This is a genomic window from Bacillus sp. IBL03825 (assembly GCF_024712505.1).
Lineage (GTDB): Bacteria > Bacillota > Bacilli > Bacillales > Bacillaceae_G > Bacillus_A > Bacillus_A wiedmannii.
Window position 1 is genome coordinate 1,274,725 of record NZ_JAMXKE010000001.1, and the last position, 25,504, is coordinate 1,300,228.

Genomic DNA, 25,504 nt, shown 5'->3' on the forward strand with positions numbered 1-25,504 from the left:
TTAAAATTACCTAATTTATCCTAATTGAAGAAAAGGGAAAAAATAAGAGAAACATAGAGTATAAAAGGAATTTTCAGCATTTTTATACTTCGTTTTAAGAGGGGGTTTTTGGATAAATGTACCTATATTGAAAATGAAGAATCCTATTGTATCAATGATTTGAGCGTTTTTTCGAGGAATATACTGGATTGATTTTTACACAACTGTAATGTTTCTGTTGTTCTTTTTTATAATAAAGTAACATATTCTTAATCTTGTAGCGGACAAAAAAGCGGCTATCTCTTTACATAGACGAAGGAGATAGCCGTTTTCCTATTATTACGTATGTTACGAGTTATTACGAGTTGGTTTCAATTGCTTCTAATAATAAATCTACAATGTGAATTCCTCTCATTTTATGAGAAAGTCCTTCTCGTTCAATGCCTAATTTCATTTGTAGTAGGCAACCTGGGTTTGCAGTAACAATAGTTGCTGCTTCTGTTTCATGTACACAGTCCATTTTATAATCTAGAAATTCCATGGATAGTTCTGAATGAACAATATTGTAAATACCAGCAGAACCACAGCAGCGATCCGCATCTTTCATTTCACAGTATGTTGCGCCTTGAATTGCTTCTAGTAACATACGAGGTTCTGAAGATGTTCGCATAACATTTCGTAAATGACAAGAGTCTTGATACGTAATAATTTGCGATGGAAGTCGTAAGTCATTCCGTTTATGGAAATCTAGTTCTACTAGAATAGCAGTAATATCTTTAATTTTAGAAACAAACTGCTTTGCGCGTTCAGCCCACTGTGGATCATCTTTTAAAAGATGATCGTAGTCTACGAGGTAAGCTCCGCAACCACCTGCATTCGTAATAATATAGTCGATGTTTAAATCTTCGAATGCTTTTATATTTCGTTTCGCTAATTCTTTCGCTCCACTCTTTTCACCAGCATGCCCATGTAATGCACCGCAGCAACTTTGTGTTTTCGGAATAACGATATCACAACCAGCTAACTGAAGAAGTTTCATCGTTGCGTTATTTGTTTCTAAAAACATCGTATCCATTAAACAGCCTGTGAAGAATGCAACTTGTTTCTTCTTCGTACTTTCAGCAGGTAAAAATGCAGGACGATCTTTCATTGCTTTCATTTTAGGGACTTTTGGTAAAACAAGATCCATCGTTGCAAGTGTTTCAGGGAATAACTTCATAATCCCTGTTTTATGTGTTAGCGTTTGTAAACCAGAACGCTGATAAAATCCGATTAACCCTGTTAATGTTCTCATTCGATTTTGATGCGGGAAGAGCCCTTCAAAAACGACTTTACGAACGGCTCTCACTGGCATCGAGAACTTTTTATTTTGATTTATAATATCACGAGTTTCTTCTAATAAATGTCCATAATTTACACCAGATGGACAAACAGGTTCACAAGCACGGCAGCCAAGGCAAACATTCAATGTATTTTCAACATCTTCATCTGGCTCAATTAAACCGTCAACGACCGCTTTCATTAATGCGATACGTCCTCGTGGTGAATGTGATTCTTTATATCCAGATTGGATGTAAGTAGGGCAAGTTGGTAAGCAGAAACCGCATCGCATACAGTTTAGTAGTTCATCTTCACTTAATCGTTCTTTAAATTCCTTTTGAATGTTTTCTTTATTTAATGTTGTCATCGCTCAACCACCACTCTTTTGCGAGTGTCTTTCGCGAACATCTTGCCTGGATTCATAATGTTATTTGGATCGAAGGCTTGTTTAATTCCTTGCATAGCAGCAATACCTTCTTTACCTAATTTCATTTCTAAATACGGAGCTTTCATCGCACCAACACCATGCTCACCAGTAATCGTGCCGCCAAGTTCAATTGCTTTTTCAAATATTTCAGCAAAAGCTTGTTCAGCCCTGTGCATTTCTTCTTCATTACGAGCATCTGTCATACAAGTTGGGTGTAGGTTGCCATCACCAGCATGCCCAAACGTACAAATAGGAATGTTATATTTTTTTGCAATTGCATTAATCGCTTCAACCATTGGAGCTATTTGTGAGCGTGGTACCGTTGCATCTTCTAGTATTGTAGTAGGTTTTAATCTTGCAAGTGCTGATAGTGCACTACGGCGAGCTGTCCGAAGCGCATCTGCTTCCGCTTCATTTTTTGCAATGCGAACATCGACTGCATTCATAGAGCGGCAAACGTTAGCCATTTTTTCAATATCTCGATTGACAACTTCAGGCGGACCGTCTTGTTCGATTAATAAAATTGCTTTTACATCAGTTGGTAAACCGATTTGTGCAAACTCTTCTACTACTTCAATTGTCGGCTGGTCTAAAAACTCAAGTGTTGCTGGAATGATTTTATTTGCAATAATAGAAGAAACAGCATGTGCAGCTTCATTAATATCTTCATATAGTGCAAGCATCGTTTTCTTCGTTTCAGGCATAGGAACAAGTTTTAATATCGCTTCTGTTACGACGCCAAGTGTACCTTCAGAACCGATAAATAAACGAGTTAAATCGTAACCAGCTACATCTTTTGCTAATTTACCGCCAGTGCAAATAATATCGCCATTTGGTAAGACAAGTTCAAGACCCATCACATAATCACGTGTTACGCCATATTTTAATCCGCGTAAGCCACCTGAGTTTTCATTAATGTTACCGCCGATTGTAGAAATTTTCATCGAGCTTGGATCAGGTGGATAAAATAAACCTTTTTCTTCTACTGCTTTAATAATATCAAGTGTAATTACACCAGCTTGTACAGTAATTGTTAAATTCTCTTCATCAATTTCTAAAATGTTATTCATATGGCGGAAGATAAGGACGATACCGCCTTCAAGTGGACATGTCCCCGCGCAAAGGTTTGTTCCAGAACCACGAACATATACAGGAATGTTGTGAGTGTTACATATTTTTAACACTTCAGCTACTTCATTTGTATTACGAGGAGCAATGACTGCATCAGGCATTGCTTGGAAGTTTGGAGTGGCATCATAACTATACGTTAAACGCCCCATATTGGATGTATCTACATTATCTTCGCCAACAATGGATACGAATGAATGAATAATTTGCTTTTCTAACATTGGAAATCCCCCTCAAACTGTTAACGTATTTAGTTATCATAAAAAACGTTGTAACAGTGCTTTCATTATAATGATAAAAAAATTGGGGGATTCTTTCTATGTATAATCATCTAAGGATTAATCTAATTTATCATTATTTTTTGTATGATTATCTAATAAGAGGAGCGAGAAGTATAAAATGTTTAAGTCTTTGAATTGTTTCGGGTCAAGTTCTGTATGCTCCTCAATCTTTTTAAGTCTGTAATGCAATGTGTTAATGTGTATATGTAATTGTTCAGCTGTTTGTTTATAGGATTGGTTATAATCAATAAATAAGCGTAAAGTGTGCATAAGCTCAGGAGATGATAGTAAGTTTTCGATGGTGCGCCTTAGAAACTGTTCCCGCGTTTCAGCAGAAATATCTTGTAAGCACATTTCTAAACGTAAATCTTCATTAAATACAATTTTTTTCGTTTCAAGTGATACGGAAAGAGCTTGTAATGCTTGCTCGTACGATAAGTTCATATTGCTTGGTGTAACGGATTGTCCAATCCCAATATATAAAGGAATAGAAAACGAATTTTCACAGTCTTGTTTTAATCTTTTTAAAAATTGATACGTTTGCTCTTTGGAGTTTGTGGCTGTAAATAAAATGAATCGATCATTTCCCCAACGAACAAATAGATGCTCCTTTGTTAATAGATTGCGTACGTGTTGCCAAATCTTACGCTGAAGCATCGTGTCATTTTGATCGATAGAGAACAAAATAAGTTGTTTCTTCTTATATAAATCAATACCAAGTGTTTTTGCACGATCGAGAAAGCTTGAAGACCAGTCTGTATTTTGAAGCCAATCAAAGACAAATGCTTCATAAGAACGGTGTTCAAGTTCTAGTTGTTCTAAAAAGTAGTTTTCGTGAATGAGTAGTTCGGTCATTTTACGTAATATTTCCCCGTATTGTGAAATGTTTTCAGGTTCGCCTGTAATTCCAATGACACCAATTACTTCGTCATGAAATAGTAAGGGGAGGTTCATACCCGCCTTTACGCCTTGCAAACGTCGTTCATCTTCTTTTGTAATAATGACAGTTTTCTTTTGTTTCGCGCATCGGAGTGCACCTTCATGAAATTGGCCGATTCTTTCTACATCTGTACTCGCGATAATAACACCTTGTATATTAATGATAATAATATTTTCTTTAATTAGTCTGCGTACTTCTCGTACAATTTTATTCGCTAAATCAGGAAAAAGCATAATTTGCACACCTCAAATTCTATTTGTTGTACATTATATATGTAAATGCAGTAAGAAAGGGAAATTTCACACTTTCCACACATTTATTTGTTATTTTACAATTATAACGAAATCATCCGAAGATGGAGGGAATCTTTTGAGAAAGTATGTTTTTCTTCTCTGTTTTTTATTTCTATTAGTAGGGTGTCAAGGAAGTTCATATACACCGATTGCTAAAGAGAAAAGTGTTATTATAACAACGAATATAAAAGAAGGTAGTATCAGTTTTGTTGATGAAAAAACTAAAAAGTTAATTACGACATGGGAACTTAATGAACCAATGGCAGGAGTTGCACTACTTCCAAACGGTGAGGACATACTTGTATATGGCAAGCAGTTAGAGTACATGTATGTATATTCACTAGCAGAAGGAAGGCAAGTGGACAAATATAAAACTGGAAAAGGCATTGTAAATGTGATTGTATCCGAGGATAAAAAACAATTATTTGCTGCCGATCAAACTGCTCAAAAGGTAAGGTTCTTTACGATAAAAGGGAAAGAGACAGGGAGTGTATCAACAGGAAAAGGACCAATAACGATGGTAGAGCACGATAACCAGTTATCTGTATTAAACTTTTATGATACGAAGCTAACGACCATTGATACAAAGAAAAAAGAAGTGATACAATCCTTTATGATTCCCCCAGCATCAACGGGAGCGACAATTAGCCCAGATGGGAAAGAAATATGGATTGGCGGACATGGTGATGGAAATCAAGTCAATGAAAAAGTATTAGTGTATTCATTGCAGAGCGGAGAAATGGTACGTTCTTTACATGCTCCGTTTATGCCTGTGAATATAACGAAGGATAATAAGTATGTATTTGCATTAAGTCACGGTTCGAATACGCTTAGAAAGTTTGATGTTAGCACGTATAAAGAGGTTGCTTCTGTAGAAGTAGGATCGAATCCATTTGCATTTTTGAAGAGCGGAGCAGAAGGATACGTAGCAAGCTATGATAGTGATGAAGTGTGCGTCATGGATATGAAGAGTTTGAAAATAAAACAAACAATTAAAGTCGGAAAAGGGCCGTTTCAACTCATAGAGAGGGAAGGGAAGGACAATGAGTAAATATAGGGTGCTAGTTGTAGATGATGAAAGTGATATGAGGCAGCTTGTTGGAATGTACTTAGATAATTTTGGATACGAGTGGGGAGAAGCTGAAAATGGAAAAGAGGCGCTAAAAAAATTAGAGACGAATCATTATGATTTCGTTGTATTAGATATTATGATGCCAGAGATGGATGGACTTTCAGTTTGTAAAGAAATTAGAAAAACGTCGGATGTACCAATTATATTTTTAACAGCAAAAGGTGAAGAGTGGAATAGGGTGAACGGCTTACGTATGGGAGCAGATGATTATATTGTAAAGCCATTTAGTCCTGGAGAATTAATTGCTCGTATGGAGGCTGTGTTAAGACGGTATACAAAGCAAGAGCAACAAGAGGAGATTCAGTTTGGACCGATCCTTATTAATGAAAAAAGTAGGAAGATTGAGGCTGATGGTGAGCCGATTTCTCTTACAGTAAAAGAGTTTGATTTACTCTATTTTCTTTGCCAACATACGGGACAAGTATTTAGCCGGGAACAATTGCTGGAAAAGGTATGGGGATATGATTATGCGGGAAGTACAAGAACAGTGGATACGCACGTGAAAACGATGCGTTTGAAGCTTGGAGAAAGTGGAAACTACATTCAAACGGTTTGGGGTGTAGGCTATAAATTTGAGGTGTAACGTATGTTTACGATGGTACAGAAGCTTTGGCTTACAGTAGTATGTGCAGTATGTGTAACAGTTTCCTTTCTTTATTTTGTATCTTTATACTCGTATGAAAAACTATACGTTGATAATTTAAAAGATTCATTAGTAATGGAAGGCAAGCGTCTTGCTGCGCAATATGATAAGAGTGAAGGAATAGCAACTTTTGAAGAGAAAGTAAGAGCATTTGATCAAATATCTAGTTCAGATGTTCTTTTCGTATCTAATCCGCGTGATTTAAGCGCGTGTTTACCTTTTGATGTGCATCATCATTCTCTTATAAGTGAAGGGGACAGGCAAGCATTATTAGATGGAAAAACTGTGACAAAGATAGGGTATGAGGAACATTTTGACCGAAATATTATGGGGGTTGTCATCCCTGTTTTAGAAAATAAAAAGTTAGTTGGCATTGTATATTCTTATATTCCTTTAAAAAGTATAAAAGACTTAATATATGATATGGGCCTTATTTTAGCACCGTTAGCACTTGCTATGACTTTACTGACAATATGGATTGGTAGAAAGATTATTATTGCTATTACGAGACCGCTTTCGCAAATGGAACGAGTTGCCAATCATTTGGCTACGGGAGATTTCTCAGAACGGATTACAATTTCTTCTGAAGATGAAATTGGACGATTAGGAAAAGCATTTAATAAAATGGCAAATTCTTTAGAGACAGAAGACGTAAAGCGTAAGGAATTTTTAGCTAACGTTTCGCATGAACTAAGAACACCGCTTAGTTATATAAAAGGATATAGTGAAGCTATTTTAGATGGCGTAGCGAAGGGACCACAACAGGAAAAAGTAACACAGCTCATTCATAAAGAAGCGGGTCGTATGCAGCGTCTCGTTCATGATTTATTAGATTTAGCACAATTAGAAGGTGAACATTTTCCGCTAAAGAAACAACCTATCGTTTTTTCACAACTGATTGAAGATGTGTTAGATACGTATGAGATTAAGTTTATAGAAAAGAAAATTCGTATTTCAACAAATTTAAATCCAGAAATCATTGTAATGATTGATGAGGATCGCATGCAACAAGTGCTTCATAACGTGTTAGATAATGCGATACGGTATACAAACCAAAACGGGGATATTATGATAACACTCAGGCAGATAGATGATTACTGTGAATTAAACATAAAAGATACAGGAATCGGTATTGAAACAGAGCATTTAGAAAATCTTGGTGAACGTTTTTACCGCGTTGATAAAGCGAGAAGTCGTCAACATGGTGGAACAGGTTTAGGCCTTGCCATTGTCAGACAAATTGTTCATATACATGATGGACAGTGGCGAATTGAAAGTGAAAAAGGGCATGGAACGACGGTTAGTATTAAATTGAAAATACAAGTTGAAGAAAGCATGTTCTAACGTGAAGGACATGCTTTTCTTCATGAGTACAAATGAATAGAGGAATACATATAAATTGATATCAAATAAATATTAAAAATTTGACGATTTTATGAACAAAACATTTGTACTTCTTACCAATTCGTTCTAAAATAGTTATGATGCAAAGTTCTTATAAATCGTTTCAATTGTTGTTTGGAAGATACTGAGGTGATTTAACTGGAGTACAAATCTATTAAACCGAAAAAGATTTACGAAGAAGTATCTGAAGCTATTTTAACAATGATTAAAAATGGTACGTTAAAACCTGGTGACAAACTACTTCCTGTACATCAATTAGCTGAGCAGTTTCAAGTTGGTAGATCTGCTGTTCGTGAAGCGCTAAGTGCGCTAAGAGCAATGGGCTTAATTGAGATGAAACAAGGAGAAGGTACATATGTGAAGAATTTCGATTCTTCTTCATTAACAAAATCATTAAACAATAAATTATTAATGAAGAAAGAAGATATTTTGAACTTATTAGAAGTACGAAAGGTGCTTGAAGTGGGGGCAGTTCGAGCAGCTGCGGCAAAACGTACGGAAGATAATTTGCAAAATATGAAGCATTGGTTAGATGAAATGGCAAAGAGCATTGGAGATGAAAAGGCTGGCGAAAAAGCAGATTTTCAGTTCCATATGGGAATTGCGGAGTCTTCGCATAACAACATTTTGCTTGAACTCATGAATCACGTTTCAGAGATGATTGCTGAAACGATTGGTGAATCAAGACGCATTATTTTATATGGTGAACAAACAACATCAGAACGACTTATAGAAGAGCATCAAGTTATATATGATGCAGTGTTAAAGCAAGATGTAGAATTAGCGCAGCAAGCAATGCTAGATCATTTAACAAATGTAGAACATATTGTCACAGGTAAAAACGATATAAATTCGTAATTTAATCTTTTAAAAATCAAATTTTTTGATAAAATAGAGAAAGATTAAGTAAGCGTTTTCTTTAGAAGGGGGAGAGGGTAGGCCATGGTTGAGCCTACTTCTTCTTTCCTTAGTCATCTGATGACCATATGTTTGTTGGTGGAGTTGTAAAAAGGGGGAGTAATAATTATGAAAGTTACTTTATTTGTTACTTGTTTAGTCGATATGTTTGAAACAAACGTCGGCAAAGCAACAGTTGAAGTGTTGGAGCGTTTAGGTTGTGAAATTGAATTTCCAGAAGCACAAGTTTGTTGTGGGCAGCCTGCTTATAATAGCGGCCATGTAGAAGCAGCAAAAGAAGCGATGAAACATATGATTGAAACTTTCGAAGATGCAGAATATATCGTTACACCATCTGGTTCTTGTGCGACAATGTTTCATGAGTATCCGCATGTTTTTAAAGATGATCCGAAGTGGGCTAAACGTGCACAAAAGGTTGCCGATAAAACATATGAATTTACACAATTTATTGTAGATGTTTTAAAAGTGACAGATGTTGGTGCAAGCTTACCAGGGATAGCAACTATTCATAAATCTTGTCATATGACACGCCTGCTTGGAGTAAAAGAGGCACCAGGAATTTTATTATCAAACGTAAAAGGATTAACTGTGAGAGAACTGCCAAACGAACAAAATTGTTGTGGGTTTGGGGGAACGTTTTCAGTGAAGATGACTCCAATTTCTGAGCAAATGGTAGATGAAAAGGTAGATAGTGCAATGGAAACAGGTGCTGATTATTTAATCGGTGCAGATTGTGGGTGTTTGTTAAACATTGGCGGACGTATTGAGCGTTTAGGAAAAGAAATAAAAGTAATGCATATTGCTGAGGTACTAAATAGTCGCTCATGAAGGGGGAACATAAGCTATGTCTATGAAAATCAGTGAGAAAAAATTTAATGATCGCGTTGGCGATGGAATTCAAGATTCTTTTATGCGCGGAGCAGTATCTTCTGCGCAAACGCGCTTATATACGAATCGCTTAAAAGCAGCGGACGAATTAGGAAACTGGGAAGAGTGGCGTGAACTAGGTGAACAAATTCGCCAACATACGTTAGAAAATCTTGATTATTACTTAATGCAGTTAAGTGAAAATGTATCAAAAAGAGGCGGACATGTGTACTTTGCGAAAACGAAAGAGGAAGCAGCAAAGTATATTCAAGACGTTGCAAAAAAGAAACAAGCGAAGAAAGTTGTAAAATCAAAATCAATGGTAACTGAAGAAATTAGTATGAATCATGCCCTTGAAGAGATTGGTTGTGAAGTGTTAGAAAGTGACTTAGGAGAGTATATCTTGCAAGTAGATAACGATCCACCTTCACATATTATTGCGCCCGCACTTCATAAAAACAGAACGCAAATTCGTGATGTATTTAAAGAAAAGCTTGGCTATGAAAATTCTGATGATCCATATGAAATGACAAAGTTTGTTCGTAAACAACTTCGTGAGAAATTTATGGATGCAGAAATTGGTGTGACAGGTTGTAACTTTGCAGTTGCAAATACTGGCTCTCTTTGTTTAGTAACGAACGAAGGTAATGCCGATCTTGTTATGTCGATTCCGAAAACTCAAATTGCAGTAATGGGTATGGAACGTATGGTTCCGACAATGGAAGAATTAGATGTTTTAGTTGGTTTACTATGTCGTAGTGCAGTAGGGCAAAAATTAACAAGTTATGTAACTGTAGCGGGACCAATTCAAGAAGAGGAAGTAGATGGACCAGAAGAATTCCACTTAGTTGTTGTTGATAATGGCCGCTCTCAAATTCTTGGATCTGAATTCCGCTCAGTATTGCAATGTATCCGTTGTGCTGCTTGTGTTAACGTATGTCCTGTATATCGTCACGTTGGTGGACATTCGTATGGTTCTATATACTCAGGACCAATCGGTGCGGTATTAACACCACTTTTAGGCGGATATGATGATTACAAAGAGCTTCCATATGCCTCTAGTTTATGCGGAGCGTGTACAGAAGCTTGTCCAGTAAAAATACCATTGCATGATTTATTATTAAAACATCGTCAAGTAATTGTTGAGCAAGAAGGACGTGCACCACTTGCAGAAAAATTAGCAATGAAAATGTTTAGTATGGGTGCATCTTCAGCAGCTTTATATAAAATGGGATCAAAAATGGCGCCAGCAGCAATGAGTCCATTTACATCTGGCAACCGTGTATTAAAAGGTGTTGGACCACTTAAAAACTGGACAGATATTCGTGAATTCCCGGCTCCAAGTAAAGAACGATTCCGTGATTGGTATAAAGATCATAAGAAAGGCGGGGACAAATAATGACAGGATTAATTCAAAACCGTGAGTCCTTTCTAGATAATATTGCAAAAGAACTTGGACGTGAGCGGAAAACGGAAGGCGTAAAGCGCCCAGCATGGAAAAGTAATGTGAATGTAGAAACGCTAAAAGATTATTCACAAGAAGAATTGTTAGAAGTATTTAAAAATCAATGTACAAACATTCATACAACTGTAGTGGAAACGACAAACGACCGTTTACGTGAAGATATTCAAAAAGTAATCGTGGAAAACGGCGGGGGACCTATTATGTTATCGGCAGATGAACGTTTTGATTCTTATGGATTGACTTCTTTATTTAAAGAAGAGCTTCCAAAGCAAAATGTTGAAGTGAATGTATGGGATCCTGAGAAAAAAGAAGAGAATATGCGTATCGCAGAAAGAGCGAATATTGGAATCGCATTTAGTGATTATACTTTAGCTGAATCTGGTACGATTGTTGTACAAAGTCATAAAGGTCAAGGTCGTTCTTTACACTTTTTACCAACTGTTTACTTTGCTATTATTCCACGTGAAACACTTGTGCCTCGTATTACACAAGCTGTTCAGGATATGAACACACGTGTAGAAAATGGCGAGGCAGTAGCATCTTGTATTAACTTTATTACAGGACCTAGTAACTCGGCAGATATTGAAATGAATCTTGTTGTCGGAGTACACGGACCATTAAAAGCAGTATATTTCATCGTATAAAAGAGGGGAAAGCAGGCCAGAAAATGGCCTGCTTTTTTAATAGAATAGAAATAATATGAAGTAGAATTTCTCTCCTTTTTTTGCTATGTTCTTCTGGAAAGGAGAGGAAGGGATGTTCACTTATTTATATGCATTGTTAGTGGGGATGGTGTTTGGTTCTTTTTTTATGTTAATTGCGATGAGAGTGCCGCTAGGTGAGTCTATCATTACCCCTCGTTCACATTGTCATTATTGTAAGTATGTGCTAAAGCCAAAAGAATTGATCCCAATCATTTCATTTTGTATACAACGGGGACGTTGTACGAATTGTAAGAGGAAAATTTCAATTTTGTACGTAGTATTTGAACTTGTAACCGGAATGATATTTTTTCTTACTGTATATATGATTGGGGTGGAACGAGAGCTTATCATCATTTTATCGCTATTTTCGCTACTTCTTATTATTTCAGTTACAGATTACATATATATGTTAATCCCAAATCGTATTTTAGCTTGGTTTGCCTGTTTACTCATTTTAGAATGTATTTTTGTACCGTTAGTGACTTGGACAGATAGTATAGTTGGTAGTGGCGTTATATTCATTTTGTTATATTGCATGCAAAAGATATATCCAGAGGGGCTTGGTGAAGGGGATATAAAATTACTTTCGTTACTTGGATTTATAGTGGGACTGAAAGGGATTTTTATGATCTTATTTTTAGCATCTTGCTTTAGTCTTTGTTTCTTTGGAGTTGGTATAGTATTAAAACGTATGAAAATGAGGAGCCAAATTCCGTTCGGTCCTTTTATTAGTCTTGGAGCAATATGTTACATGTTGGTCACGTATATAAAATAGAGAGGGGATAGAAAATGAATGTATATATGGATGATCAAAGAAGTTGTCCGTACGGGTAGGTGCCCGCCACTACAGTAGAATGTGCTTTGCACATGGTTCGGGATTATGATGTGAATATTCTTTCCCTTAATTTTAATATGGGATGGGGGGAAAGAAATGGATTAGATTTTCTAGAGGCTTTTTGTAAAGAGGGTTTATATGTAAATGAAATTCACCTTCATACGAATGATGTCATCGGTATGCACAAGATGAAACAGAGAATTAATAAGGGAAAGGAAGAAGGAGAAATTAATCCGCACCTTGTTGTTAAATATGTGGGGAGCTAAAAACTCCAAAGTAAAACTTTGGAGTTTTTAATGTTTCATATGTGCTTGTAACGGAATGATTTCTTCTTGTTGAGCTGCTACTAATTCAGTTTCTTCTTGTTTCACGTCAGGTACTTTCTTTGTTAAGTAATGGTATACCATACCGACAAAGACGGACCCGCCAATAATGTTACCGATTGTAACTGGAATTAAGTTATGAATAGCACCTGCAAAAGAAATTGTCTCCGGATGCGGTGAAACTAAAGATAGAGCAAACAGTGATAAGTTTGCAATGCTATGCTCGTAACCAGATAAGAAGAATGTGAAAACGAGTAGCATCATCATCATAATTTTTGCTGTATCACCTTTAACTTGAGAAGGTAAGAAACACGCAAGACATACAAGCCAGTTACATAAAATTGCTTTAAAGAATAATTGCATTGTAGGTGTATTCATTTTTCCTTCTACTACTTTATTCATGAAATGGCCGTGATCAATTGCTTCGAAAATTCCAGTTGCATAAAATAGTAAGGCAAAGAATAAAGCTCCAGCTAAATTCCCTGCATAACAAGCGAACCAGTTACGAAGTGTATCAGAAATCGTTGTTTCTTTTCTTAAAGTTGCTACAGTGAAGTACATTGTGTTTCCAGTAAACAATTCAGCACCGCCATATATAATAAGAACGAGAGCAATTCCGAAAAACATAGAAGCAGCTAAATAAGTTGCTGGTGAATCTGCAATGTGAAAAAAGTTACCTAATTTAAAACATAGTACAATAATAAAACCGATATAAATACCCGCAAGTGCGGCACGAATGAAATATTGCATCGGGTTTGTATCTAGCATTTGTTTTTTGCTCTTTGCCAGTTTGACAACATAATCTAATCCTTGTTCTAGCATGAGTAATACGCTCCTTTAGTACATCATCTATAAATACTCCTTATATGAATAAAGTACATGGAATTGTTCTTAGTTTCAATAAGTTTGTGCAATGTTTCACAAAAAGGACATACATACATTAAGAAAACGTTTACAAAAGATAGTATAATTGAATTTTTTCTGGACATTGAGAGGGGGAAGGAAAAAAAAGCGCTGTAATTACAGCGCTTTTTCGTCTAAATTCTTTTCTACTTTTACTTCTACTTCTTTCGAGAAGAACCAGCCACCAACTGCGATTCCAACTAATACAATCCAGAATGTAAGTTTCCATGGCGTAGATTCTGGGAATGAATGCGGAATTACATTTAATGCAGGGTGTGCTAATGTATAAATTGCTAATTTCACACCAACCCAACCTACAATTAAAAATGCTGCGGTTTCAAGTCCTGGTTTACGTTTTAATATTTGTACGAAAGCAGTTGCTGCAAATCGCATAATGATTAATCCGATAAGTCCACCTACAAAGATAACAACGAATTGCCCAGTATCAAGACTACCAATTGTACCTAAGCCTGTTTTTGGTAAAGTCATTGCTAATGCAACAGCAGCTAAAATTGAATCAACTGCAAAGGCGATATCAGCAACCTCAACTTTAAATACAGTCCACCAAAAGTTCTCTTGTTTTTTCTTTGCTTCTTTTTCTTCTGTGTCTTCATCCGAATTCTTTTTAACATACGTTTTAAATAAGTGATTACCAGCGATAAACATAAGATAAATGGCACCGATTGCTTGCACTTGCCATACGTCGACTAGGAACGAAATCATAAATAGCGATCCGAAACGGAAAACAAATGCCCCCGCTAATCCGTAAAATAGTGCTTTCTTTCGTTTTTCTTCTGGTAAATGTTTTACCATAATTGCAAGAACGAGAGCGTTATCAGCCGCTAAAATCCCCTCTAGTGCAATTAGGATGAGTAATACCCAACCATACTCCAATAATAATGATACATCCATGTACATTCTCCTCTCATTTCTATAAGTACTAAATAAGTGAAGAATTTCCCCACTATTTAGTTTCCCCATACTCCTGCCTATTAACTTTGGAAGAATTTGGAAATTAATACAAAAAAGACCTCTGCCGTTAATAGGCAAAGGTCTTGCTAGACATATGTAATGAAAATGCCAACAAAGCCGGAAGAACTAAGTTCTACGTAATGACGACTTTGTTTCCAAGAAATATTCTTGGACGCTACTCCCCTTTGGAGATATGCTATTGTACTCTCATTATATGGATAATTTATACGGTTGTCAACCTGTTAAAATATCTTCATTCGGATATTTTATTTTTCGGTTCTTTTTACGTGCAAATGAAAAAGCCAATGTTAAAGGTCCCATCTTCCCAAAAAACATCATAAAGAGGATAATAGCTTTTCCGATCATAGTTAAGTGTGGTGTGAAATTCATACTGAGACCGACAGTCCCAAATGCTGAAAATACTTCGAAAGCACTCATCAATAGAGGAACTCGCTCAGTAATACTTAAAATTAAAATAGCAAAAAAGATAAATGAAATGGAAATAATAGTGATGGTCAATGCTTTGACAATGAGAGTATCTTTAATAGATTTTTTAAAAACGACAATATCATCTTGTTCTTGTAAAAATTTAAACACCCCAAAAAACATGATTAAAAATGTTGTTAACTTAATTCCACCACCGGTTGAAGCACTACCAGCGCCAATAAACATAAGGAGCATCATTAATAGTAGGGAAGGCTTTGATAATGCAGAAATATCAACTGTATTAAACCCGGCAGTACGAGTTGAAACCGCCTGGAAATAAGCGGCCATTCCTTCTTCAAATGGGGTAAATTCTCTCATAGAAAGGGAATTGTGGAACTCGAATATAAAAATAAAAACAGTCGCAATAATATTGACGATTAGAGTAGAAGAGAGCATAAGTTTTGAGTGTAATGTAAGGTTTTTAAAATTTTTCTTTCTTTTTATATCTACGATTACTGTAAAACCAATTCCACCTAAAATAATGAGGGAGGAAATAACGAGATTGACAAGAATGCTATGAGAATGGGACATTAAATTATCGCTCCACACAGAAAAACCAGCATTGTTAAAAGCAGAGATCGAATGAAAAAAGCTATAATAGATCCCTTTAGCAATCCCGTATTTTGGTACCCATTCAAAAGAAAGAATTAAAGTAGCGATACATTCGACTGTAAAAGAGAATAAAAATAATGCTTTGGCAAGACGAATGACGCCACCAATGTTCGTTTGATTTAACGCTTGTTGCAGTAAAATTCGGTTTTGAAGACCAATTTTTCTGCCGAGCATAATCGCAATTAAAACGGCAAAGCTCATAATGCCAAGTCCGCCCACTTGTATAAGCGTTAAAATGACACATTGGCCAAATAAGGTAAATACTTTTCCTGTGTCTACAACACCAAGCCCTGTAACCGTACAAGCAGAAACGGTTGTAAATAAAGCATCGAGCCATGAAATAGACGTTGTTGTAGCAATTGGTAGCTTTAATAAGCATGTACCGATAATTGATAACATAATAAAAGACAAAGTAAGAACACGGGGAGGACTCATGCTAATATTAATCCGTTTCATGTTACATATCGTTCCTTTCAGTTTGCTCTTACTAGTATGTGAAAAAGCACGATTATGTATGTTAAAAATAGAAAGAGGCAGAGAATATCTGCCTCTAAGCCATATGGTATAGTATTATCCACGTAATTGTTGTTGAGCTAAAGCAACAAGTCGTTTCGTTACTTCACCGCCAACTGAACCGTTAGAACGAGATGCTGTATTAGAACCTAAGCTAACACCGAATTCTTGTGCGATTTCATATTTAAATTGTTCAAGCGCTTGTTCTGCACCTGGAACTAGTAATTTGTTTGTTTTTACCATGTTGATACACATCCTTATAAGTAGTCCAGTTCAGCTAAGTACCTATCTAAACTGGTAACGTTATTTTATGTGGAAACGACGTACTCATACGCGGAAGTAATCGGTGTGATTAGAAGTTATTGGATAGAAAAAAGAGTAGCAAATTTGCTACTCTTTTTTCAGTATTGTCGCTGTACCTTCCACGACAATATCACCGGATTGATTATATATGTTTGTTTGCAACGTAATGATTTTTTTATCGTCTCGTTTTTTAATGACTTCTGCCACAACGCGAAGTGTATCACCAATTTTGACAGGAGCACGGAATGAAACGTTTTGAGATAAATAAATCGTGTTTTTGCCAGGGAGTTTCGTTCCAAGAATCGTCGAAATGAAACTGGAAACGAGCATGCCATGAGCAATACGTTCTTTAAACATTGTCGTTTTTGCAAAAGAATCTAAAATGTGAATAGGATTCACATCTCCAGTTAATTTTGCGAAATTAATAACGTCCTCATCCGTAATAGTTTTTGTAAGGGATGCTTGATCACCGACTTGAATCTCATCATAACGAAGCTCCGGAACAGTTTGTGCTTCTTGAAATGGATTCATTTTGGCCTCCTTCTTTTCCATATCGAAAAATGCCAGCCATCTTGATGTAGTAGGAGGAAGAAAGAGTTTTGTTTGTGCTGCAGTTAGCTCCCACATCTTTCTTACTTGATGGAAGTAAATAAATTTTTTGAGTTTTCCTCGAACTGCTTTGCGAGTTCTAGTTGTTTGGACTTGAACTCTCCCAAAAAAACATCTAACTGTTTTTGAACCTCGTCACGTTGTAATTGTTGTTGTTCGATAAATTGTTTTGTTGTTTCTTCAAATTGACCGCTAGTTTGAGTAAGAATAGACAAAGATGTTTTCGTAGGAGAAACAGTAAGTTGGTGCATTTGAGTAGAAAGTTCATTCCATTTTCCTTGCCACTCGTTAATTTGATCATTTAAGGAGTTTCCAGTTAATTGCTTCACGTAATCTGTATATTGGTTATTGAACTGAGCAGTGAATTGTTGTAGTTCTTTTTCTAGTTCATCTACTCCTGATGTTAATTTATGCAAAGCGTCTTGTTGTTGTTTTAAAGTTTCTAAAGTAAGTTGCTCTAATTGTTTCCCAGCTGAAGAGAAGAGGGAAAGAGATTGAGACCAGTTTTTCCAAAATGCATCGACTAATTCGTATGGCTTAGTTTCCATTGTTTGACCTCCAAATGTTTTTTTGCATATTGTGAACGCAGATTACTCTGCTGTACCACCAGGTGAAGATGAAGAATCCTTTTCATCCTTTTCTGGAGAAGTAGAAAATGGAAAGAATGCATTGGTGTATAACGTAAAAAACGTCCGCAACATATTTTGATAATGTTCAAAAGAAGTCGCACATGTTGTTAAATATTGCTCTCCATATTCTGTTAAAGAATAAATTCGTTTCGCTGGCCCGCCTTCGCTTGTATCCCAAGTAGAAGAAATAAGGTTTTCTTTTTCTAATTTGCGTAGTGTTCTATACACATTACCTTGGTCAACAGAAGAAAAGCCGATGTCCATTAGCATTTGAATGAGTTTGTAACCATGAAGACTCCAGTCTTTTAGACAGAGAAGTAAGAAAGGAACTAAGAAGTTTTTTGGCATGGAGTTTGGTTGTTTCGCTTGGTTTTTTTCCAAACTTTCTGGGTGTTCTGGTTCATTATGTAGCATGATTGTGCATCACCTCATGAATCAGTTAGATGGAATTTTTTGCTTATAAGTGCAATTTACACCTATCTGTTTTTAATGTCAACACATTTATTGGAAAATAAAGAAAAATAAAATATAGACTTGAAGTTTTATTCAGAATATTAGAAAATAGTGAATAGGTTGAATTGTTTCAAAAACGAAAAAGGGAGTGTAGGCGAAGTGATTGATCAAAAATTCGATCCATTGCAAGCATGGAAAAATGCTTATGAACAAACCGAAACATTTTGGGGAAAAGCGCTCAATGAAACAATTAAAACAGAAGAATATTCTGCTTGGATGGGCAGCGTTCTAGATTTGAATTTGTTTTATCAAAAAGCATTAAATGATACGACAAAAAATTATTTAGAACAGGTGAATGTGCCGACGAGAGAGGATATCGCTAGAGTAGCTACGCTTGTTATCAATTTAGAAAATAAAGTTGATAACATTGAGGAAATTCTAGAAGAGAAAGTGGATTCATTAGGACAAGCTCCTACATTAAAGCGTGATGTTACGAAAGTAAAACAAGATATTCGCACGCTAGAAACGAAAGTTGATCAAATTTTAGAGTTACTAGAAAAGCAAAATGCAGTACTAGAGAAACTACAAGTACCTGCAAAAGAAGAAGTAAAACCTGCGAATAAGCCGGAAAATAAAAAATGATAATAGCGTTTGTTTATAACGTGCAAAAGGGAAAGGGAGAATCTCTTTTTCATATATAAACAACGAAACATAATTAATATATGGACTCTATTCATATGAGTACCAAAATGATTCATAACAATCGTTCACAAATTCATTTAAGGGGGAAAAGAAATGGTTCAATTAAATGGCAAAGTAGCAATCGTAACAGGTGGGGCAAAAGGAATTGGAAAAGCAATTACAGTAGCATTAGCACAAGAGGGAGCAAAAGTAGTTATTAACTATAACAGCAGTAAAGAAGCAGCTGAAAACTTAGTAAATGAATTAGGAAAAGAAGGACATGACGTTTATGCAGTTCAAGCGGATGTTTCTAAAGTAGAAGATGCAAACAGACTTGTAGAAGAAGCTGTGAATCATTTTGGTAAAGTTGATATTCTTGTTAATAATGCTGGTATTACAAGAGATCGTACATTCAAAAAATTAAATCGTGAAGATTGGGAGCGCGTAATTGACGTGAACTTGAGCAGTGTATTTAATACAACAAGCGCGGTACTTCCATACATATCGGAAGCAGAAGAAGGAAGAATCATTAGTATTTCTTCTATTATTGGCCAAGCTGGTGGATTTGGACAAACAAACTACTCTGCAGCAAAAGCAGGTATGTTAGGATTTACAAAATCATTAGCATTAGAGCTTGCAAAAACAAATGTAACTGTAAACGCAATTTGCCCAGGATTTATTGATACTGAAATGGTAGCAGAAGTACCAGAAGAAGTGCGTCAAAAAATCGTTGCGAAAATCCCGAAAAAACGTTTTGGTCAAGCTGATGAAATTGCAAAAGGTGTAGTATATCTATGCCGTGACGGTGCGTATATCACAGGTCAGCAATTAAACATTAACGGCGGATTATACATGTAATGAAGTAAGAAAAAAGTGCATATCCATAGCAGGAATGCACTTCTTTTTTTAGAAATAAATCGACCGAAAAGGAGATAGAAAAATGACTACATTCGTAACGGAATGGGAAAAGCAATTGGAGTTGTACCCAGAAGAATATCGTAAAGCATATCGCCGTGTGAAAAGAGCGAGCGAAGTTTTATTACGCGAACCAGAACCACAAGTTGGTTTAACACCGAAAGAAGTTATTTGGACGAAGAATAAAACGAAGCTGTATCGTTACATTCCAAAACAAGAAAAAACACAGAGAGTTCCAATCCTATTAATATACGCGCTTATTAATAAACCGTATATTATGGATTTAACTCCAGGAAATAGTTTAGTGGAATATTTAGTAGATCGTGGTTTTGATGTGTATATGCTTGATTGGGGCACATTTGGTTTAGAAGATAGTCATTTGAAATTTGATGATTTCGTGTTTGATTATATTGCAAAAGCAGTGAAGAAAGTAATGAGAACTGCGAAATCGGACGAGATTTCTTTACTTGGTTATTGCATGGGTGGAACGCTAACTTCTATTTATGCAGCACTTCATCCGCACATGCCAATTCGCAACTTAATCTTTATGACAAGTCCTTTTGATTTCTCCGAAACAGGATTATACGGTCCTTTATTAGATGAGAAATACTTCAATTTAGATAAAGCGGTTGATACATTCGGAAATATTCCGCCAGAAATGATTGATTTCGGAAATAAGATGTTAAAACCAATTACAAACTTTGTAGGTCCATATGTTGCTTTACTCGATCGTTCAGAAAATGAGCGCTTCGTCGAAAGCTGGAAATTAGTTCAAAAGTGGGTTGGTGACGGTATTCCATTCCCAGGTGAATCGTATAGACAATGGATTCGTGATTTTTATCAAAATAATAAATTAGTGAAAGGTGAACTCGTTATTCGCGGACAAAAGGTAGACCTTGCAAATATTAAGGCGAATGTCTTAAATATTTCTGCGAAACGTGATCATATTGCCCTGCCCTGCCAAGTAGAAGCTTTGCTAAATCATATTTCTAGCACAGATAAACAATATGTATGTTTACCAACGGGACATATGTCGATCGTTTACGGTGGAACAGCGGTAAAACAAACATATCCGACGGTTGGAAATTGGCTGGAGGAGCGTTCTAATTAAAAATAAAAAATCCAACTAGCGTATGTTAGTTGGATTTTTTTATGGGAAATAACAAAAGATAGAAAGGAGAAATTTATATTTTAGGAGTATAATTATGAAACTTATGACTGGTAAGTTGTTTTGGAATACAGGAGTTTCTATACCTTGTTATCCATCATTAGAAAATGATATGATATGTGATGTGCTTGTAGTCGGAAGCGGAGAAGCAGGTGCTCATATAGCTTATTCGTTAGCGAAAATTGGAATGCGTGTTACGCTCATTGAAAAACGAGCAATCGCATGTGGTAGCACAGCTGCTAATACAGGTTTACTACAATTTCTTCATGATAAACCGCTAACCTCACTTATCCATACATTTGGTGAAAAAAAAGGGGTACGAGCATATAAGCTATGTTACGAAGCGTTACGAACAATGGAGCAAGTTGTACCGACTCTCGATATTGATCCCCAGTTTATTCCGCGAAGTAGTTTGTATTATGCAAGTAGAAATGAGGATGTATCGTTTTTACAAGAAGAATATAATACGTTACGCCATTATGGATTCCCGGTTGAATATTTTACCGATTCACATATGAAGAAGAAGTATTCATTTATAAAACAAGCAGCGTTATATACGCATGGTGATGCCGAAGTGAATCCGTATTTATTAGCGCATAGCCTTTTGCATAAAGCAAATCAAATGGGAGCTACTATACTTGAGCATACAGAGGCCATACATATAAAAAAACGCCAAAATGATTTAATTTGTTACACGAAAACAGGAAATCAAATTGTAGCAAAGAATATTATTATGGCGACAGGATATGAAGCACTTTTCGGAAAGAAAGAAAAAAATACAACAGTGGAAACATCATATGCAGTGGTGACAAATAAGGTAGATTTATTTGAAGGCTGGCATGAACAATCATTAATTTGGGAAACAGCACGGCCTTACTTATATTTTCGAACGTATCAAAACCGTATTATTGTAGGCGGATTAGATGAAGCGATGAAAATTCAAACAATCGGTGATACGAAATTATTGCATAAGCGTGATATCCTTATTAACATTGTAAAAGAGATGTTCCCGCAGTATAAGAATATACAGGCAGAGTACTATTGGGCGGCAGCATTTGGCGGTAGTCATGATGGTCTCCCTATTTTAAAAGAAGACAAAGAGATACATAATTTATTTTACGCATTGCCGTATGGAGGTAATGGAACTGTGTATGGAATGGTATTTGCCAAATTATTTGAGCAGTTATTTACAAATAAAGAAAGTGAAGATTTTTCTTTATTTAATCGATAGAAAAAAGGTAGCGAAGTGATGGAATGAGAGATATAAAAAAGTTTTTACAAAAATTACGTCCTGTACAACTTATTGTTTTGTTTTATTTATTAGCAGTAGTTGTATCGGTGATATTGCTTAGTTTCCCGTTTGTTACGAAGGCTGGTGTGAAATGGACATTTATCGATGCCCTCTTTACATCTGTTAGTGCGGTAAGTGTTACGGGACTGTCTGTTGTTACAATTTCAGATACATTTACTACGGCAGGAATTATTATGTTAGCCCTTATTTTACAATTAGGCGGCTTAGGAATTATGGCACTTGGTACATTTGTTTGGATTATAACGGGGAAAAAAATCGGTTTGCAGAGAAGAAGACTCATTATGGCAGACCATAATCAAGGGAATTTATCAGGCCTTGTAGAATTGATGCGTTCTATTTTAATTGTAATTATTTCGATAGAACTTATTGGAGCAATACTATTAGGTACAAGATTTCTACTTTATTTTCCAACTTGGCAAGAAGCTTATTTCCACGGTTTCTTTGCCGCTGTTAGTGCAACTACGAACGGAGGATTTGATTTAACTGGACAATCACTAATTCCGTACAAAAAAGATTATATTGTGCAAATGATTCATATGTTACTTATTATTTTAGGAGCGATTGGCTTCCCGGTGTTAATGGAAGTAAAGCAATTCTTTAGTAAAAGGAGACAGCAACTATTCCGCTTTTCGTTGTTTACAAAATTGACGACAACGACATTTTTTGCACTCGTTATCGTTGGAACAATTATGATTTTTCTACTAGAGCGAAATCAGTTTTTAGCAGGAAAGTCATGGCATGAAACAGTTTTTTATACATTATTCCAATCTGTGACGACGCGAAGTGGTGGACTGGCTACAATGGATATACGTGAATTGTCACAACCGACGCTTTTATTTATGAGTATATTAATGTTTATAGGGGCATCTCCAAGTTCGGTTGGGGGCGGAATACGTACAACAACATTTGCTGTTAGTATATTATCGTTATACACTTTTGCAAGAGGTGGAAGAACGGTCAGAGTCTTCAAACGTCAGTTACATGAAGAGGACGTGCTAAAAGCATCTGTCGTTATGACGATGGGGATTTTATTATGTGCCACAGCACTCTTTATTTTATCTATTACGGAAAATGTACCGCTTATGAGTTTAATTGTTGAAGTGTGTTCTGCTTTCGGGACGACAGGGCTATCGACAGGTATTACGCCAGATTTAACAACTGTTGGTAAACTTGTACTCATTGTACTTATGTTTATTGGGCGTGTCGGTATTTTAACATTTATACTGGCTAGTGGGGGAAGAGAACAGCCACCTCGCTATAAATACCCGAAAGAGAGAATTATTATTGGATAGTATGAAACCATTCTACCTATGTGAGGTAGAATGGTTTTTTAGTCGTTAATGCCAAATTGCGGATGCATAAAAGCGTCATTCTTATTATCCACTTCTTTTTTTAGCAACTCTTGATTTTCTTCTGAAATCCACCCAATATCATTTGTAGGATGAATCCATTCTTCTCCAGCCATAATGGCAGGGTCTACTTCATCAGTCCAATTGTGAAGTGGACTATTCTCGGAATCATATTTACTGTCTCCGATTACGACGTCATATTGATTTATGAAAGGTTGTTGCATCTTCTTTCCTGTTCCTTTAAAAGATGGGAAATTCATTTGATGCGGGAGCGTTTCATCTAAAATTGGTGACTGAATTTTATCTTTCTTCTTCAAAATAATCGCCCCTTTTATAATACTTTCTTCATAGGTAGTATTTCCATCTAGCGGCTCTTATGTACTTGTTAACACTTGCCAGTAATAATTATTTAATGTTGCTTCAAACTAGAGTAGAAAGTGAATTTTTGAGAGCAGGTGAATGTATTGGTAAAAAGAAAAGTGAAACAAAATGCGGCAATCAACAATAATAAAACTCCGAAAGAAAGCTTACCAGATGCAGAATTTGCATTAGAGTATGAAGGAGAAAATAGCGCGAAGTATGCAAATCGTAATTCAAAAAAAGGTAAACAAAAATGAGGCGTTTTTTACAAACGCCTCATTTTTTTGTGGGATTATAAAGGTTTTTTTAATTATTTGTAAATTTAGTGTTCATTATTGGCAGAAAAATGCGAAAAAACATAGAAATAGCAACGTATTACACAAAAACAAACAACAAACAAAAGATTAATGTTGGTTTAATACTGCTTTTACACTAGTTGTTTATATTTGAGTTGTACATAAGATTTATAAAAGGAGAGAGAGACAGTGAAAAAAACAATCTTTAAAGCTGTAGCAACTGGAATGGTATTTTCGTTATTAATGGGGTGTGGTGCAAAGAAAGAAGAAAGTGCTGGGGCAAAAGTAAAGGATGATAAATTATCTGGATCATTAACTGTTTACACAGCGATTGAAGAAGAACTTGTACCAATTTATCTTGATTCTTTTAAAAAGAAGTATCCAGATGTGAAACTGAACATTGTTCGTGATTCAACTGGAGTTATTACAGCGAAATTGCTAGCTGAAGGAAAAAATACACAAGCAGATGTTGTATGGGGAACAGCAGCGTCTAGTCTATTAGCTTTAGATAAAAAAGATATGTTAAAAGGATACTCTCCAAAAGGCGCAGATCGTGTTCTTCCGCAATTTAAAGATGATAAGCAACCAGAAAAATGGGTAGGTAATACGGCATTTATGACGGGGATTGCTATAAATAAAGAAGAATTAAAGAAGAAAAATTTACCGATGCCAGAATCATACGAAGACTTAACGAAACCAGAATATAAAGGAACGCTTGTTATGCCACATCCAGCTTCTTCTGGAACAGGATTTTTAACAGTTTCTGCATGGTTACAAATTATGGGTGAAGATAAAGGCTGGGATTACATGAAGAAACTTCATGATAATATGGCAACTTATACTCATTCAGGTTCAAAACCAGCGAAATTAGCAGGCGCAGGTGAATATCCAGTTGGCGTATCAATGGTTTATAGTGCTTTGAAAGAGAAACAAAAAGGTGCACCGGTTGAAGTTGTATTGCCGAAAGAAGGATTAGGTTGGGAAGTAGAAGCGAACGCACTTATTAAAAAAGATAATGCAAAAAATGAAAAATTAGCGCAAGCATTTTTGGATTGGGCAATTACTGATGATGTAATGAAGTTATACTTCGAGAAAAATGGATTTGCGACAATTAAAAATGATTATAAACTTCCAGATGGATTCCCTAAAGATGTGACAGAAAAGTTATACAAAAAGAATGACTTTAAGTGGGCAGCAGAAAATCGTGACAAAATTTTAGAAAAATGGGAAAAAGATTTTGGCCAAAAAGCAGAACCGAAAAAGTAAGTAAGTGAGTGGGAGAGA

Annotated in this window: 27 protein-coding genes and 1 riboswitch; of the genes, 16 read left to right on the top strand and 11 right to left on the bottom strand. The window is 35.9% G+C overall.

The window, feature by feature from the left end:
- Positions 1–337: 337 nt before the first annotated feature.
- From NHG49_RS06640 to NHG49_RS06650, 3 genes are all read right to left on the bottom strand, one after another.
- Positions 338–1,666 carry a (Fe-S)-binding protein gene (locus tag NHG49_RS06640; protein ID WP_064476744.1) on the bottom strand — a complete coding sequence of 443 codons (1,329 nt, stop codon included), beginning with the start codon at positions 1,664–1,666 and terminating at the stop codon, positions 338–340.
- Complete coding sequence (gene glcD, locus NHG49_RS06645; RefSeq protein WP_258125631.1) at positions 1,663–3,075, bottom strand: glycolate oxidase subunit GlcD; 1,413 nt, start codon at positions 3,073–3,075, stop codon at positions 1,663–1,665. Before glcD ends, NHG49_RS06640 begins: the two co-directional genes overlap by 4 nt.
- Positions 3,076–3,192: 117 nt before the next feature.
- Positions 3,193–4,308, bottom strand: coding sequence for a CdaR family transcriptional regulator (locus NHG49_RS06650; RefSeq protein WP_098102700.1), 1,116 nt, complete (start codon positions 4,306–4,308; stop codon positions 3,193–3,195).
- 136 nt (positions 4,309–4,444) lie between these two features.
- Between NHG49_RS06650 and NHG49_RS06655 the strand changes: the two genes are divergently transcribed.
- The 9 genes from NHG49_RS06655 to NHG49_RS06695 all read left to right on the top strand — a co-directional run bounded on the left by NHG49_RS06655 (position 4,445) and on the right by NHG49_RS06695 (position 12,602).
- Positions 4,445–5,419 carry a YncE family protein gene (locus NHG49_RS06655; RefSeq protein WP_103655957.1) on the top strand — a complete coding sequence of 325 codons (975 nt, stop codon included), beginning with the start codon at positions 4,445–4,447 and terminating at the stop codon, positions 5,417–5,419.
- Positions 5,412–6,083, top strand: a complete 672-nt coding sequence (locus tag NHG49_RS06660) for a response regulator transcription factor (RefSeq protein WP_064476740.1) — start codon at positions 5,412–5,414, stop codon at positions 6,081–6,083. Before NHG49_RS06655 ends, NHG49_RS06660 begins: the two co-directional genes overlap by 8 nt.
- 3 nt (positions 6,084–6,086) lie before the next feature.
- Entirely contained in the window at positions 6,087–7,487 is a 1,401-nt protein-coding gene (locus tag NHG49_RS06665; protein WP_098102702.1) for a sensor histidine kinase, read from the top strand.
- 228 nt (positions 7,488–7,715) lie between these two features.
- Complete coding sequence (locus NHG49_RS06670) at positions 7,716–8,405, top strand: FadR/GntR family transcriptional regulator (protein ID WP_254913065.1); 690 nt, start codon at positions 7,716–7,718, stop codon at positions 8,403–8,405.
- Positions 8,406–8,573: 168 nt separating this feature from the next.
- Positions 8,574–9,293, top strand: coding sequence for a (Fe-S)-binding protein (locus NHG49_RS06675; protein ID WP_000869144.1), 720 nt, complete (start codon positions 8,574–8,576; stop codon positions 9,291–9,293).
- Positions 9,294–9,309: 16 nt separating this feature from the next.
- Positions 9,310–10,731, top strand: a complete 1,422-nt coding sequence (locus NHG49_RS06680; protein WP_154131604.1) for a LutB/LldF family L-lactate oxidation iron-sulfur protein — start codon at positions 9,310–9,312, stop codon at positions 10,729–10,731.
- Positions 10,731–11,441, top strand: a complete 711-nt coding sequence (locus NHG49_RS06685) for a LutC/YkgG family protein (protein ID WP_000147205.1) — start codon at positions 10,731–10,733, stop codon at positions 11,439–11,441. The genes NHG49_RS06680 and NHG49_RS06685 overlap by 1 nt, the downstream gene beginning before the upstream one ends.
- Positions 11,442–11,553: 112 nt before the next feature.
- Positions 11,554–12,276: a prepilin peptidase gene (locus NHG49_RS06690; RefSeq protein WP_098102703.1), complete on the top strand. Its 723-nt coding sequence runs from the start codon at positions 11,554–11,556 to the stop codon at positions 12,274–12,276.
- A gap of 59 nt (positions 12,277–12,335) precedes the next feature.
- On the top strand, positions 12,336–12,602 hold the full coding sequence (locus NHG49_RS06695) for a cyclic-phosphate processing receiver domain-containing protein (protein WP_316250393.1): 267 nt from the start codon (positions 12,336–12,338) through the stop codon (positions 12,600–12,602).
- Between the two features lie 27 nt (positions 12,603–12,629).
- Here NHG49_RS06695 and NHG49_RS06700 read toward each other — a convergent pair whose 3' ends face one another.
- The 7 genes from NHG49_RS06700 to phaQ all read right to left on the bottom strand — a co-directional run bounded on the left by NHG49_RS06700 (position 12,630) and on the right by phaQ (position 18,100).
- The gene (locus NHG49_RS06700; RefSeq protein ID WP_000893044.1) at positions 12,630–13,481 is read right to left on the bottom strand and encodes a formate/nitrite transporter family protein; all 852 of its coding nucleotides are present in this window, start codon (positions 13,479–13,481) and stop codon (positions 12,630–12,632) included.
- Between the two features lie 198 nt (positions 13,482–13,679).
- Positions 13,680–14,474, bottom strand: coding sequence for a TerC family protein (locus tag NHG49_RS06705; RefSeq protein ID WP_000383306.1), 795 nt, complete (start codon positions 14,472–14,474; stop codon positions 13,680–13,682).
- Between the two features lie 90 nt (positions 14,475–14,564).
- A riboswitch (yybP-ykoY riboswitch) is annotated at positions 14,565–14,730 on the bottom strand.
- A 38-nt stretch (positions 14,731–14,768) separates the two neighbouring features.
- Positions 14,769–16,088 carry a TrkH family potassium uptake protein gene (locus tag NHG49_RS06710; protein ID WP_088048358.1) on the bottom strand — a complete coding sequence of 440 codons (1,320 nt, stop codon included), beginning with the start codon at positions 16,086–16,088 and terminating at the stop codon, positions 14,769–14,771.
- 114 nt (positions 16,089–16,202) lie between these two features.
- Positions 16,203–16,388, bottom strand: a complete 186-nt coding sequence (locus NHG49_RS06715) for an alpha/beta-type small acid-soluble spore protein (protein ID WP_000241212.1) — start codon at positions 16,386–16,388, stop codon at positions 16,203–16,205.
- A gap of 147 nt (positions 16,389–16,535) precedes the next feature.
- Positions 16,536–16,979, bottom strand: coding sequence for a MaoC family dehydratase (locus NHG49_RS06720; protein ID WP_001067917.1), 444 nt, complete (start codon positions 16,977–16,979; stop codon positions 16,536–16,538).
- Positions 16,980–17,080: 101 nt separating this feature from the next.
- The gene (phaP, locus tag NHG49_RS06725) at positions 17,081–17,605 is read right to left on the bottom strand and encodes a polyhydroxyalkanoic acid inclusion protein PhaP (protein WP_000448584.1); all 525 of its coding nucleotides are present in this window, start codon (positions 17,603–17,605) and stop codon (positions 17,081–17,083) included.
- A 42-nt stretch (positions 17,606–17,647) separates the two neighbouring features.
- Entirely contained in the window at positions 17,648–18,100 is a 453-nt protein-coding gene (gene phaQ / locus NHG49_RS06730; protein ID WP_000903018.1) for a poly-beta-hydroxybutyrate-responsive repressor, read from the bottom strand.
- 198 nt (positions 18,101–18,298) lie between these two features.
- On the opposite strand from phaQ, the gene phaR reads away from it, so the two are divergent.
- The 5 genes from phaR (at position 18,299) to NHG49_RS06755 (ending at position 23,507) form a co-directional block, all read left to right on the top strand.
- Positions 18,299–18,781, top strand: a complete 483-nt coding sequence (gene phaR, locus NHG49_RS06735) for a polyhydroxyalkanoic acid synthase subunit PhaR (protein WP_000566955.1) — start codon at positions 18,299–18,301, stop codon at positions 18,779–18,781.
- Positions 18,782–18,934: 153 nt separating this feature from the next.
- A complete protein-coding gene (locus NHG49_RS06740; protein ID WP_000250411.1) occupies positions 18,935–19,678 on the top strand; it encodes an acetoacetyl-CoA reductase in 744 nt (247 codons plus the stop codon).
- A gap of 82 nt (positions 19,679–19,760) precedes the next feature.
- Positions 19,761–20,846, top strand: coding sequence for a class III poly(R)-hydroxyalkanoic acid synthase subunit PhaC (phaC, locus tag NHG49_RS06745; protein WP_258125632.1), 1,086 nt, complete (start codon positions 19,761–19,763; stop codon positions 20,844–20,846).
- A gap of 94 nt (positions 20,847–20,940) precedes the next feature.
- The gene (locus NHG49_RS06750) at positions 20,941–22,134 is read left to right on the top strand and encodes an NAD(P)/FAD-dependent oxidoreductase (protein ID WP_258125633.1); all 1,194 of its coding nucleotides are present in this window, start codon (positions 20,941–20,943) and stop codon (positions 22,132–22,134) included.
- Positions 22,135–22,157: 23 nt separating this feature from the next.
- Positions 22,158–23,507 (top strand): TrkH family potassium uptake protein, encoded by a 1,350-nt coding sequence (locus NHG49_RS06755; protein WP_001204688.1) that lies wholly within the window; start codon positions 22,158–22,160, stop codon positions 23,505–23,507.
- A 38-nt stretch (positions 23,508–23,545) separates the two neighbouring features.
- On the opposite strand, the gene NHG49_RS06760 is transcribed toward NHG49_RS06755, so the two are convergent.
- Positions 23,546–23,881 carry a DUF3905 domain-containing protein gene (locus NHG49_RS06760; protein WP_002070938.1) on the bottom strand — a complete coding sequence of 112 codons (336 nt, stop codon included), beginning with the start codon at positions 23,879–23,881 and terminating at the stop codon, positions 23,546–23,548.
- 147 nt (positions 23,882–24,028) lie between these two features.
- Between NHG49_RS06760 and NHG49_RS06765 the strand changes: the two genes are divergently transcribed.
- On the top strand, positions 24,029–24,181 hold the full coding sequence (locus NHG49_RS06765) for a hypothetical protein (protein WP_000240799.1): 153 nt from the start codon (positions 24,029–24,031) through the stop codon (positions 24,179–24,181).
- Between the two features lie 228 nt (positions 24,182–24,409).
- Positions 24,410–25,486 (top strand): putative 2-aminoethylphosphonate ABC transporter substrate-binding protein, encoded by a 1,077-nt coding sequence (locus NHG49_RS06770; protein WP_088048360.1) that lies wholly within the window; start codon positions 24,410–24,412, stop codon positions 25,484–25,486.
- Positions 25,487–25,504: the final 18 nt, after the last annotated feature.